Here is a 14,263-nt window from a genome sequence, read left to right as displayed (position 1 = left end):
AATTATTTTCTAAGTCTTGCCACCGGGATATTCAACTGCTGACGGTATTTCGCCACTGTCCGACGTGCAATGGGGTAGCCTTTTTCTTTCAGTATGTCCGCCAATTCATCATCTGTCAACGGTTTCTTCTTGTCTTCTCCGTCGATACATTCTTTCAAAATCTTACGAATCTCGCGGACAGACATCTCTTCCCCGTCTTCCGTCGTATATCCGTCGCTGAAGAAGAACTTCAACGGATAAATACCGAAATTGGTCTGCACATATTTACTGTTGCTGACACGGGAAATGGTCGATATATCCAGTCCCGTGCGTTCGGCCACATCTTTCAGAATCATCGGTTTCAGCAGGGATTCGTCCCCTTCGAGAAAGAAAGGACGCTGCAGGTCGATGATAGCTTGCATAGTAGTCATCAACGTATTCTGCCGCTGTTTGACCGCATCTATAAATCCTTGCGCCGCATCCATCTTCTGTTTCAGAAACATCATCGCTTCTTTGGACTCTTTGGACTGGTTGGCCTTATTCTTGGTATGTTCCTCCACCATCTCCGTAAAATCACGACTCATACGAAGCTCCGGAACATTGCGGTTATTAAGGCTGACATTGATAGTACCGTCATCATACGTTTCTACGATGAAGTCGGGGACTATCTGCTGGAGGTTCCTCCCGATAGCCTCTCCCAAAGAAGCTCCCGGACGGGGATTCAGCTTTGTAATCTCACTGATAGCTTCATTGAATGTCTCTTCATCAACATCCAGCTTTTTTATAATCTTTTCCCAATGCTTCCGGGTAAATTCTTCATAACAATCTCTGACGATGCGTTCTTCGATATCCAATATAGGAGCGGGATTCATCCCTTCTTCCTTCTTCCGGCGGATCTGTATCAACAGGCATTCTTGAAGGTCACGTGCTCCGATACCTGCCGGATCGAAATCCTGCAAGATGCAGAGTGCTTCTTCCTGCTCCTCTTCCGTAGATTCTATACCGGCATAAATAGCCAGTTCGTCACAGATACTTTCCAAAGATTTGCGGAGCAAGCCGTCATCGTCCAACGAGCCGATCAGGTATTCCACCAGTTCATGCTGGTGTTCTGTCAAATTGCGTTCACGAAGCTGCTCTTTCAGTATTTCGTAGAAAGAGGTAGAGTCGGAGAACGGAATATCTTCCGCCTGCTCGTCTTTGGATCGGTTGTTCTCTTGCAGTTTGTAGTCGGGAATATCGTCTTCGGTGAGATAATCACTCAAAGAATCGTATTCGTTGGCATCATTCTCCATACCCTCTCCGGAAGTGTCGCCATCGGAATATTCATCTGCGACATTCTCTTCTTTGCCCTCCTCAAGTGCCGGATTTTCAAGCAGTTCAGCATGGATACGGTCTTCCAGCTCTACTGTGGGAAGCTCCAACAGTTTCACGACTAGAATCTGCTGAGGCGAGAGCGTTTGGATTTGCTGCTGTGCCTGCGATTGTATTTGACGGGAACCTTGTGCCATATTCGTTTTTGCTTTCTACTCTGTTTCTCGCTACAAAAGTAACTTTTTAACCAGAGATTACACAGATTAGAGGAATAATTTTTAATCCTATAACACAAAAATCGTTATCTTTGTTGCACGAACTTAAAATTAGAACAATATGTTTGCCAAAGAAACGTATATGCAGCGAAGAGCCCTGCTGAAAAAGAAATTAGGCTCCGGAGTTTTGTTATTTCTAGGAAATGACGAGTGCGGACTAAATTACGAAGATAACACCTTCCGCTATCGTCAGGATTCTACTTTCCTTTATTATTTCGGACTGTCATGTGCAGGACTTTCGGCAATAATCGATATTGACGAAGACAAGGAAATTATTTTCGGTGATGAATTATCAATTGATGCCATCGTGTGGATGGGGTCACAACCTACACTACATGAAAAATGCGAACGGGTGGGCGTGGCTAACTTACTGCCATCCGCAGAAATTGTCAGCTATCTCCATAAATGTGTCCAGAAAGGGAAGTCTGTGCATTATCTGCCTCCTTACCGTCCCGAACATAAGCTAAAACTGATGGATTGGCTGGGTATTCCCCCTGCACATCAGGAAGGTTCCGTTCCATTCATCCGTGCCGTAGTAGCCCAGCGGAACTATAAATCGGCAGAAGAAATCGTAGAGATAGAAAAGGCCTGCAATGTGACTGCAGATATGCATATCACCGCCATGAAAGTACTTCGTCCGGGTATGTATGAATATGAAGTGGTGGCGGAAATGAACCGGGTAGCGGAGTCCAATAACTGCGAACTTTCTTTCGCTACAATCGCTACCATCAACGGACAAACTTTGCATAACCATTATCACGGCAATAAAGTAAAACCGGGTGATCTGTTTTTAATAGATGCCGGCGCGGAGGTTGAATCGGGATATGCAGGAGATATGTCATCTACCATTCCTGCCGACAAGAAATTCACGCCCCGCCAACGGGAAGTCTGCGAGATACAGAATGCCATGCATCTGGAATCGGTTAAAGCACTCCGACCGGGCATTCCTTATATGGATGTATACGAATTGTCCGCCCGTGTCATGGTTGATGGGATGAAAGTTCTCGGACTGATGAAAGGTAATACGGAAGACGCTGTTCGCGAAGGTGCGCACGCCTTGTTCTATCCGCACGGATTAGGCCACATGATGGGGCTGGATGTACACGATATGGAGAATTTGGGAGAAATATGGGTAGGCTACAACGGTCAGCCGAAGAGTACGCAGTTCGGCCGCAAGTCACAACGCCTTGCCATACCTCTGGAACCTGGATTTGTACATACGGTAGAACCGGGTATATACTTTATTCCGGAATTGATCGATATGTGGAAAGCGGAAAAGAAATTTACCGATTTCATCAACTACGACGTAGTGGAAACTTATAAAGATTTCGGCGGTATCCGCAATGAAGAAGATTATCTGATTACCGAGACCGGCGCCCGTCGATTAGGCAAGAAGATTCCTTTAACGCCGGAAGAGGTGGAGGCTTTGCGATAATAACCAATTATCGAAATAAGGCGAGATTATATTTATTTTCGCCGAAGTACCTAGAAACAAGAAATAGCATATGAAAAAATTACTTTTATTCGTATGTCTGTGTCAATCAGTTTATTATCTGCCATAACCGAGAACTATCCTTATAGAAGCGATGTACTTTGGATTACCGTTCCCAATCATGCCGATTGGCTTTATAAGACAGGAGAAAAAGCAACGATTCATTTCTTCAGAAAATCCGTAGATATGCATTGATCACTCCGATTAATGACCATTGGACATCAAACGATACCGAATACGGGCACTTGCTTTGGATAAAGAAGCATCTGAAATAAAGTATCGTTATCTTACAGGATGACAATATTTAAACGCCGGATAACTGACCCTTATTATCAGTATATCCGGCGTTCAAACATACTTTCATTAAACTTTTCAGTTCAAGCCGCACCATTCCAAGAACTCACTCTTCGCAACAAAAGCACAACCTGTAGTAGAATGACCGCCACCAAAATATGGATAGTCACGATCGGGCACCGCACCTTCGCATCCCCAACCTTCATAATACATATATAGCTTATCTCCGTATTCCAAGACCTCTCCAAACCATATTCCCCCCTGATCCCAAGTTTCAGCTTCTCCTCTTTTAAAGAATGGTTTTGTATTATTTACCTTTGTCCAATTCAATAGATCATCAGAATAAGCCACATGAAAGCGTTCCGGAAAGTCAAAATGCCGTGTACTTCCCTGATAAACCATAAACCATTTGTTCACATCTTTTAAACGAAATATACGAGAACCATTCACTGTCATACAATCGTGATTGGCCGGTCCACCTCCCGGAGTAAGTATTGTTCGAATTTCAGCATTATCAAAGTTCAGCGGGTCCGTGGTAATAGCACAATCAATTTTCATATGTGAACCATTATCATAACCGTAGCCATAGAATATATAGTATTTTCCATCATAAAATATAGCGTCACTGCATCCTACCCCATCACGTAGCATAATAGCATCACTAAATGTATATCCACCATCTACCGAATATCGACACGCCAGCGATCCACAACGATCCGCATCTGATGTACCCCGTACTGCCTGATAGTAAAAATACAGTCGCCCATCTCCCCCCATTACCGGCGCACAATCAAGTAAATGCAGTTCATCGCAAGTACCTTTTGCCCCATGTGGAATAACCGGATTAGTCGGATATGCTTCCCAACCTCCAACAGGATTAAATGAGTTCACATTCTGTCGAAAAAGTCCAATCTGGTCATGATACTCATTCATTGCATCATAGCCGCTCCCTCTTGCATACATCCACCAATTTCCATCAGGTGATTCTGCCGGAGACAGAATTGCAGCATTGGCAATATGTTCGCACATCCAACGTTCAGCCCCTTTATATGTCAACACAGGGTTGGCCTCATAACGGGTTAATAACTGTTCAGCCTCATTATTAGGTCCGATAATATCGTCAAAATAATATACATCTCCTACCCCACCTACATTGCCGGCATCAAAAACAAGTACAATTTTATCATAAGTCTCATCAGGAAGATTCCATGAACTAAAGTCAAAAGTCAATGTTTCCCATTGATTAGCTACCGTTGTCTTAACATTCTGTATCTCTTTACTATCCGCTCCACCGGTACTCTCCAATTTGAAATAAACAGGACTCCCCACTTTAGGAGAATAGACTTTTACCGTAAAACGTCCGCCATTCTTAGAAAAATTAAACTTTGAATTGTATCTGGACGTAACAGGTTCTGACCAGATAAGTTCCCATTGGTCACCTGCCGCAACGACTTTTCCACACTTACTGCTCGTATTTATACCGCTCATATGAGGATTATCCACAATGCTATACTCTAGCCGGTCATTGGTACGGAATGTGACAAGTGAAGTTTCGAAATTACAATAATTAATATATTGTTTTTCACCCGGCTCCGGTTCCGGCTCTGTTTTCACACCTGTCTTTTGGCGAATATTATCAAAATACCACTCTTCCCCCGAACCAGTTTCACCGGCATCAAAAAGTATAATCACTTTATCATAGACATTATCCGGCAGATTCAATAACGAGAAATCAAATTCCAATGTTTCCCATTCATTAGCAACTTTAGAAACCACGTTCGAGACTTCCTTAGCGTCTGCCCCCAACGAACTTTCAAGTTTAAAGAAAATATGACCACCTACTTTGGGAGAACGTACCTGCATGCTAAAACAAGCACCATCTTTCGTAAAATCAAACTTTTTCGTTAACGGATCAGACCAAATCAGTTCCCACATATCACCTGCAGAAACAACCTTTCCACATTTGTTACTTACATTGATACCCTCTTTATACGGATTATCAACAATATTATATTTCAATTGGTCATTGGTATGAAATGAAATGAGTGTAGTCTCGAAATTACAAATATCCACAAACGTTTCCTCTTCAACTGGCGGTTCAACAGGCGGCACAATCGGATTTTGCGCCGTTGTATCATCACTACAGGAGAAGAATGCAGTCAATGCCAGCAACCATAAATAGCTCTTTATTTTCATTGTTTTCATCTTCATACAAGTTTATAACATTCATCAATTAGTTGGATAACCTGGATTTTGTTCCAACTTCGGATTCGCCAAACGTTCTTCACGCGGAATGGGGAACAAGTTGCGATAAGAATCACTGGAATCATGCAAGAACCATTTCTTGGTAGTAAACTGTCCGAAACGGATCAGTTGTTGACGTCTATGACCTTCCTGACAAAATTCCCAAGCGTATTCTTGTAAAAAGCGATCATCATTCAATTCGGAAACTTTCAAGACCTTATCACCTGTAAAATCGGTAAAAGCACGTTTACGAACGTCATTTATAAGATCAACGATGTCCTGAGTGGCTACTTTTCCTGCTTTGCGATACATTGCTTCAGCTTTCATAAAAAAGACATCAGCGTAACGGAATAACACAAAATCATTAGCCAGCGTATTCAAGGCACCTTTTTTTACTTCATATTTATTAAGACGAGCCCCTGTCTGTTCACCTGTAGTCGGTATATCATCCCCCTCGAACAAAGGTACTTCTTTTGTGTAACAAAGCAATTTTCCCGCATCACGAGGGTCCCAAGGATCGCAATACATAGGAGCACCCGGTGTACCAAACTGCCCTGTATTATCATACAATTGACCAATCATCCATGATTTTTCAAATCGTTTATCATCAGGGTGATAACTATTAGCAAACTCAGGTGTAGCGCAACAGCCACCCCAAAAGCCTGTAACAGTAGCAGCATGATACTGATATTTCCAATGTTGCGTCCACAAGTGAGGAAGGAAAGTACCTTCTCCATCATAAATATCATCATTACTGATTCCCATTACAATTTCAGGCGAATCCTCATTATTAGTCACAAAAGGAGATTTATAATCAGCCTCCAACTGATATTGATGTGAGCCAATGATGTCATCACACAATCCTATCACTTCATCCCAATAAGTAACTCCCTTTCCTTCCCATATTTCCGCATTTAAATAAACCTTTGCCAATAACATGGAAGCAGCATTCTTATCCCAACGGCCATAGCTTTTATCGGCCAAATGTTCCATATTTTGAGAAATTTCACTTACTATGAACTGAAACACCTCTGCACGTTTTGAAGTTTCAGGCAACCATCCTTCCGGAGTATCGTATTGAGTCACCAATGGAATATTGCCAAACATATCTATAAGTATATAATACCAAAAGGCGCGCGCTACCTTAAGCTCTGCCATAACCATATCATTATTGACACCCGCATTGGCAAATTCGAATAACAATCGGTTACAATTATTAATAGCTGTATAAGCCCTGCGCCAATTACCCAAGAAATGAGCATCGTCATAAAGCCACTTGTGTTGATTCAACCGAAAATAAATTCCACCATCATACCAAGAGCCTCCACGTTTTGGAGTCACCCATAAGTCTGAGCATTCTTCATTCGTATATAGATAACAACCAGCCGTATGAGCATCGAAGCCACCATATAACATTTTCAAGTCATTATAGACTTTTCCTAACGCTCCGGGCACATCTTTATCCGTAAATCCCTTGAAATATTCATCTGCCGTAAGTTGGTCATAAACATTCTCGGTCAGATCGGTACATGAGCTAAAACCAATCAAGGAGAGCATCAGACCGCATATAATCTTTGTTCTTTTCATTGTCATTCAGTATTAAAATTCTATTTTTACTCCAAGTGAAAATGTTCTCGTTGTTGGATATCCGGTATAATAATCCATACCCGGAGTCAATCCGTTGAAGTTGACTTCCGGATCTACACCTTTATATCCGGTAAATGTATAAAGGTTCAACCCCGAAAGATAAACCCTCAGATTTTGCAGAACCGAAGACTTCAGCTTGAAATTATATCCTAATGTTACATTATCAATCTTCACATAATCACCATTTTCAATATAATAACTTACATAAGCCGGTGACTTCCTTACATACTGTCCATAAACCTTATCCAATAAGGTTTTCGGATAATTAAATTGCGTTCCCTTTTCAAATGTTTCATACAACATACGATATTGATTTAATATCTGATAGTCAAATGCTCCGCGAAGTGATACTGTCAAATCAAAATTTTTGTAGGATAATGCAGCTGTAAACCCTGCTCTCATTGTAGGGATACCATTTCCAAGCACAGTACGACTACTATTATCACCATATTCTCCTCCTTCAATAATCCACTCACCACTTTCCGTCATACCTACACTTTTCCATCCATAGAAATTACCAATAGCTCCGCCTTCTTTTACCAGATGGGTGGATTTTTGTACAGGTGCACCTGTAGAGCCTAACTCAAGAAAGTCTCTTTGGTATTTCTCATTCGATAGTTTCTTCAATTTGTTAGTATTATAAGAAAAGTTAGCTGTCAAATTCAACTTCCAATCCCGATTATTAACAACTAGTCCTGATAATACGGCTTCTATCCCGGAGTTTTCCACCGTACCGACATTGGCCAACGTAGTGGAAGCCAAATTAGGAGGTACCGGTACATTGTATGTATATAACAGGTCTCTAGTCTCTCTCCGATAATAGTCAACAGAACCTGAAAGGCGGTTCTTAAACAAGGCAAAATCCAAACCAATATTTAACTCATGTTTTTCTTCCCACTTTAAATCAGGATTGGCATTTTCTGTCGGAGCCACTGTTCGCACCCATTGTCCGTTGATCAAGACCGGATCACCGAATGCATAGCGCAAATGAGATTGATAAGGATTTGTCGGTTCAATGCCCGTTACACCATATCCAACTTTCAATTTTAGTTCATTGACAAATTTGATATTCTGCATAAACTTCTCCTGTGAAATACGCCATGCCCCAGATGCCGCATAAAACAAACCCCATTGGTGGTTTTTACCAAATTTGCTGGAACCTTCATAACGTAAACTGCCCGAAAACAGATATTTCTCATCATAATTGTAATTCACGCGTCCAAAGAAGGAGATCAGTTTGTTCATAAACTTATGTCCGTCCATAGATGCAAGTCCTTCTTTTAGCGCCATTCCTAAACCTGGTTTCGCATAGCCTAGAGCATCTGTCGGATAATTATAATTGTACAGATTAAAATTCTGTTCTTCAAAATCATTATAACTATATCCCCCAAGTATACTGAAATCGTGTTGTTTGATTGCTTTAGAATATTGTCCGTACAGTTCTAATGTCTTTGATTCATTATACATCGCTTCACGCCACACTTGTCCATCGTGTATGTCATCGTAATTACGGGTAGCAAATGTTCCGTTATTATTATTGTAAGTCCGCAGGCTTCCCAATGCAGTTAATGACAGTTCTTCTATCGGTCGGTAGACAATCTTGCCGGTAGAGGTGAACTCATTCCATTTCAAGTCTTTCTGGTATTCATTTATCAATCTTACCGGATTCTCTACTTCATAGAAAGTAGAATATTTCCCCGTATTTGCATCGTATACCGGATTTGTCGGATTTCCCGTTAGCGTAGCAAAATAGACTGCTCCCTGATCGACTGCCGAACCTTTTACTATCACATAATTAATATCTCCGCCTACTGACAATTTTCCATCAAAAAAACTACGGTCCAGCCCTATTTTAAAAGTAGTCCTTTCCTGGTCAGTATTTTTCATAATACCTTCCCGCTTCCGGTAATTCACACTGGCATAATAATTGGTTTGTACATCTCCACCCTGCAAGGAGATATGATGAGTATGACTCCAAGCATCCCGGAATACCTTATCTTTCCATACAGTATTTGCCCCTCCATCGTTAATAACGGAGACCAATCCGTCCGTCAACTCCGGCAGTCTACGAAATTCATCAGGAGAAAGGACATCTATTTCATTAGAAATTTGTTCGAGACTAAGATAGCCGTGATAAGATACGGTCGCCTTCCCTGTACTTCCTTTTTTGGTTGTAATCAAAATAACTCCATTCGTTCCCCGTGTGCCATAAATGGCAGCGGCCGAACCATCTTTCAAGACATCAATCGTCTCAATATCATCTACCGATACATTATTTAATGTACCAGGTACTCCATCAATAACAACAAGAGGCTGCTGATTGCCCGTGAGTGTGGATACACCGCGCAACATAAGCTGAATACCACTATCATTCGGGTCTCCCGAAGTGGTATTAATGGCTAAACCCGCGACCTTACCTTGTAACAACTGAAGCGGAGAAGTAACAGCCCCCTGCACGAACTGATCGCTGTTGACAGAAGATACGGCATTAGTCAAAGTGCTTCTTTTGACTGTTCCGTATCCCACTACTACGACATCGTCAAGTACAGTGACATCCTCCGACATTCTGATCTGAAGATTTGTTTGCGAAGATGTCACTGTTTTTTCTATTGTCACATAACCTATTGAAGAAAATACAAGCACAGGATTTACACCTGTCAATGTTAACGTAAAAGCCCCGTCGAGGTCAGTGCTAACCCCGTTGGTCGTTCCTTTTTCGACTACTGTCACTCCGGGAAGGCTACTGCCGTCAGCATCTCTCACTGTTCCTGATACTTTCCTGCCTTGTGCCGATATACTTACGGCAACCCAAAACAGAAAAACACTTAACATGATTTTTTTAAGTTCCAATGTTCCAATCATATGTACTAGTTTTTGTTAATAAGATGTATTGTTTACTCCGCAAACTTAGACATTTGTACATTTTAGAGGATGGACAATTATTTCAAATGGATGGATAATACCTCTAAAGGAGCTATTTATGAGTTTTTTCAGCCATTTTCGGACATTATGCCTGATTCACGCCACTGCTTGGGAGACTGTCCGAAACATTTTTTAAATGCACGACTAAAATAATAAGAATCAGAGAATCCCACGTCATATGCTATTTCAGCAACCGTCTTATCCGTCTCTATCAGTAAACGGGCAGCATACTTCAAACGTATATTCTGAATAAACTCATTGATAGACTGTCCAGTAATAGCATGTAGTTTACGGTAAAGGGAGGCTTTACTCATACCCAGTTCGTTACACAGGAAATCAACATTGAGTTCCGTATCGGCCAAATGTTTAAACACAATGGCCACAGCTTTATTCAAAAATTCTTCATCCGAATTTGAGTGAGTAACTTCCACATTAGACAAATCAATATCAATCTTATATTTTTGTTTCGCCTTAAAACTATTATAAAGTAGATTTCTAATCCGCAGTTCCAACAGGGACAACTCAAAAGGTTTGGTCATATAGGCATCTGCTCCCGACTTATATCCGGAATATTTATAACTATCCTCCGATAATACGGTCATTAAGATTACTCTAATATGACTCGTTTCGATATTACTTTTCAAAGTCTTGCATAAATCGTATCCACTCATCTCTTTCATCTTCACATCACTTACAATAATATCCACTTTCTGTTCTGCAATAAAAGAGATTGCAGCCTCAGCGCTATCCACTACCGAAACCTTGAATGAAGCTGACAGATAATCGGTAATAATCTCCCGCAAGTCCTGGTCATCTTCTGCTACGAGTACATGAGTACTCTCACACATTTTTATAAACTCCGGATCAGTGAACCCCTCATTATCAACATTCTGATAGGGATTCTCTGAAAAGACGTCCAATCTGTAATCGACCACCGCTCTAGGTGCTGCCTGTGCCAAATTATCACGAAGCGGTATAGAAAAACAAAAACTAGTTGTCTCTTGGGGCAATGAGGTCGCTGTGATTACTCCCCCATGCATCTCCACCAATGACTTCACATAGGAAAGTCCGACACCGGACGAATATCTGTCATAGGAGCTATTGGTAAAGAAACGTTCGAATATGAACGGCATTTTTTTCGGATCGATACCGTCTCCTGTATTGGTAAGTGTGGTAGTTACCTGCCTGACATCAGACTTCACTTCAACAGAAATGATGCCATTCTGATTGGTATATTTATAGGCATTCGATAGAAGGTTGTCGAAAATTTTTTCCAACTTATCTGCATCGGCATGAATCATCACATCTTCTTCAAATCCTTTTACTTCGACATGAATTCCTTTAGATTCAAACATCAGTGTATGCTTATGTAACACAGAGGCTATAAACTGCTCGTATTGAATAGGCTCTATGTGCAGTTTCAGATGTTCTAATTCTCTGAAGGCCAGCAACTCATTAATGAGATTCAACAGTTTATCCGCATTCTTCTTGATTATATTATAATAATGGTCAGCATTTGACTCCTTCACGCGATTCTCCATAAATTGATTGATAGGACCTAATATAAGAGAAAGAGGAGTTTTAAATTCATGAGATATATTCACAAAGAACTTGAATTTCAGTTCGTTTATTTCCTGATCTTTTTTCCTTTCCAACTTTTCCAATGCAAGTGCATGTTTACTTCGGGCATTGGCAAACAAAAGGAAAATTAAATAAAAAGCCGAGCCTAAAAGAATCAGTGTAAACGATAGTTTTGCAGGAAGCCGCTGCCACCAAGGAGGACGGATATAGACATTTAGAGTGCGCTTGTTATCAGCTAGATTTCCTTCTTTATCTACCGTGCAGATGCTCAACTGATAGTGTCCATAATTCAATCCCGTAAAGTCGATCCTGGTTTTGCTGCCCAATTTATGCCATCGTTCATCCTGACCGGAAAGTTGGTAAGCAAACTGCGGGCGATTGTAAGGTTCAAACACGTTACACGTAAAGTCAACCCCCCAAGAGGTATTGCGATAATCCAGGCATATTTCATCTATGATATTCAAATCCTGATGTAATACATTGTCTTTCCCTATTGCTTGTTTCTCACCATTAATATAAAAATTATTCCACCATATCGGATAGATATACGAGTCATTTTTTTCCTGTTCCGGTTCTACCACAACTAATCCTTCAGTACTCCCGAAATAAAGTTTACTTCCGATATTTGCCCCTGCTTTATAATTGAAACGGTTCGTAGGCAGACCGTCATTAATGGTATAATGCGTAAAAAGAGAGAAATCAGGATTACATTTACACAACCCCTGATTAGTAGACAACCAAATCTGATTATTTTTATCTTGCAAAATGGCATATATTGTATTATCGCACAAACCATTTTTCTCAGTATATCGACAAATAGACAAATCGGCAGGATTGATAATAGCAAGCCCAGTATTTTCCGAACCGACAGCTATTCTGCCGTCATTCAACTCACGAAGGGTTATATTGTTGTAAACCTGTTCCGGTAATGCTACAACTTTGTAATTCTGTGATTTATCCAATAAGAAGACTCCGTAATTATAAGAAGCAATCCATATATTACCACGTCTATCTTCCAATAAATCCCAGACAAAAAGATCGGTAGGTAACTCTACAGCAGCACGTTCAATGGTGTGGGTAACGGGATTATATACACACAATCCACCAAATTGTGTCCCCACCCAGATTGTTCCCTTACTATCTTGCAATATACAATATACATTATTGTATGAGATATTCTTCGAGTTCTGAATGTGTTGTCGATAATGCTTGAATAAAGAACTACCTTTGGAAAGAAGATTCACTCCACCATAATAAGTGCCAATCCAAAGATTCTGCAGATTGTCAACGCAGAGTGAATGTATATTGTTACTGCTGATATTACTATTATCCGTATTTAACATACCTACCAAATCATGATTCATATTAAGAACAAATAATCCGTAGTTTTCTGTCCCTACAAAAATTTTTTCTTTTTCACAAAGAATGGAACTAATGGCCCCCTGTTGGATTGAATACTCCCCTTTATTAGCAGCCACTGTGTGGAAAAGTCCCGAATGGGCATAATGCACATTCACTCCTCCGAAGAAAGTGCCTATCCACATATTCTTCTTTTCATCTACATAAATGCAATAAATAGCATTATCAGACAGCCCGTCTGTCTGTGTGCTTTTAGCATATACATATTCTGCTCCTATCCGGTTACAAACTGTAATGCCTTTTTCTGTTCCTATCCAGATATTACCTTTCACATCTGTACTAAAATCACGGACTATATTATTAGAAAGGTTGTGCTTTTCTTCACAATAATGAACAGAATGTAATGTTTGCTTATCCAGTTGGAAAGCTCCATCCCCATTACTTCCAACCCAAAGTTTCTTGTTTTCATCCTCATACAGTTTGTTGATATTCTCGCGACAAGGAAGCTGCTCATAAGATAAAGTTTTAAACTCTTTCCGTTCACGATCATACTTCGATACCAACCCATTTCCACCCCCTATCCACAAATTTCGGTCTGTATCTAATAATATAGTATAAATAAGATTAGTAACACGAGCATCTGTTGAATCATACAGACTTTGATAAACAACATTTGTACCGGCTACAATATCTAATTTATTAATTCCCCGATCTGTTCCTACCCAAATAATGCCATCTATATCTTCTTTCATGCAAAGTATGATATTGGAAGATAGACCAATAGGAGATTCTTTTTCATCGCTATATCGGATATATTGATTAGACAACCTGTTATAAAGGTACAACCCATGATCCGTACCGAACCACAGGTTGTTTTTAGAATCTTCATAAACGAAGTATATCTTTGACCGAAAATCGTTCTCTAAGTATTTGAAAGTATACTCTTCAAAACTATATCCATTATAGCGATAGGCACCATAAGTTGTAGAAAACCACATATACCCTCTACTATCTTTAAAGATATTCCATACCCAAGTATATTTAAGCCCTTCCCCACTGGAGATATGTCTAAAAGACATATCTCCAGCCCAGATTCCTATATGGTAAAAGAGTATTGTAAATACAAAAATAATACGTAGTCTCATCAATTATCATAGTT

Annotated in this window: 6 protein-coding genes and 1 pseudogene; 2 read left to right on the top strand and 5 right to left on the bottom strand. The window is 40.4% G+C overall.

Annotated features, from left to right (window positions below; all coding sequences use genetic code 11):
• Positions 1-2 precede the first annotated feature (2 nt).
• The gene (gene rpoN, locus ACNOGP_RS06955; RefSeq protein ID WP_418214401.1) at positions 3-1,487 is read right to left on the bottom strand and encodes an RNA polymerase factor sigma-54; all 1,485 of its coding nucleotides are present in this window, start codon (positions 1,485-1,487) and stop codon (positions 3-5) included.
• A 139-nt stretch (positions 1,488-1,626) separates the two neighbouring features.
• Between rpoN and ACNOGP_RS06950 the strand changes: the two genes are divergently transcribed.
• On the top strand, positions 1,627-3,000 hold the full coding sequence (locus ACNOGP_RS06950) for an aminopeptidase P family protein (RefSeq protein ID WP_418214400.1): 1,374 nt from the start codon (positions 1,627-1,629) through the stop codon (positions 2,998-3,000).
• A 70-nt stretch (positions 3,001-3,070) separates the two neighbouring features.
• Positions 3,071-3,219, top strand: a pseudogene (locus tag ACNOGP_RS06945) (acetylxylan esterase); the annotation flags it as partial.
• 210 nt (positions 3,220-3,429) lie between these two features.
• Here the strand turns inward: ACNOGP_RS06945 and ACNOGP_RS06940 are convergent.
• The 4 genes from ACNOGP_RS06940 to ACNOGP_RS06925 all read right to left on the bottom strand — a co-directional run bounded on the left by ACNOGP_RS06940 (position 3,430) and on the right by ACNOGP_RS06925 (position 14,249).
• On the bottom strand, positions 3,430-5,556 hold the full coding sequence (locus ACNOGP_RS06940; protein WP_418214399.1) for a hypothetical protein: 2,127 nt from the start codon (positions 5,554-5,556) through the stop codon (positions 3,430-3,432).
• A 24-nt stretch (positions 5,557-5,580) separates the two neighbouring features.
• A complete protein-coding gene (locus ACNOGP_RS06935) occupies positions 5,581-7,182 on the bottom strand; it encodes a RagB/SusD family nutrient uptake outer membrane protein (RefSeq protein WP_418214398.1) in 1,602 nt (533 codons plus the stop codon).
• A 12-nt stretch (positions 7,183-7,194) separates the two neighbouring features.
• The gene (locus ACNOGP_RS06930; protein ID WP_272719595.1) at positions 7,195-10,104 is read right to left on the bottom strand and encodes a SusC/RagA family TonB-linked outer membrane protein; all 2,910 of its coding nucleotides are present in this window, start codon (positions 10,102-10,104) and stop codon (positions 7,195-7,197) included.
• Between the two features lie 128 nt (positions 10,105-10,232).
• A complete protein-coding gene (locus ACNOGP_RS06925; RefSeq protein WP_418214397.1) occupies positions 10,233-14,249 on the bottom strand; it encodes a two-component regulator propeller domain-containing protein in 4,017 nt (1,338 codons plus the stop codon).
• Positions 14,250-14,263: the final 14 nt, after the last annotated feature.

The organism is Bacteroides difficilis (assembly GCF_048319815.1).
Taxonomy (GTDB): Bacteria; Bacteroidota; Bacteroidia; order Bacteroidales; family Bacteroidaceae; genus Bacteroides; species Bacteroides zhangwenhongii.
Note: the sequence above shows the minus strand (reverse complement) of the source record. Positions and strands in the feature narration are given on the sequence as shown.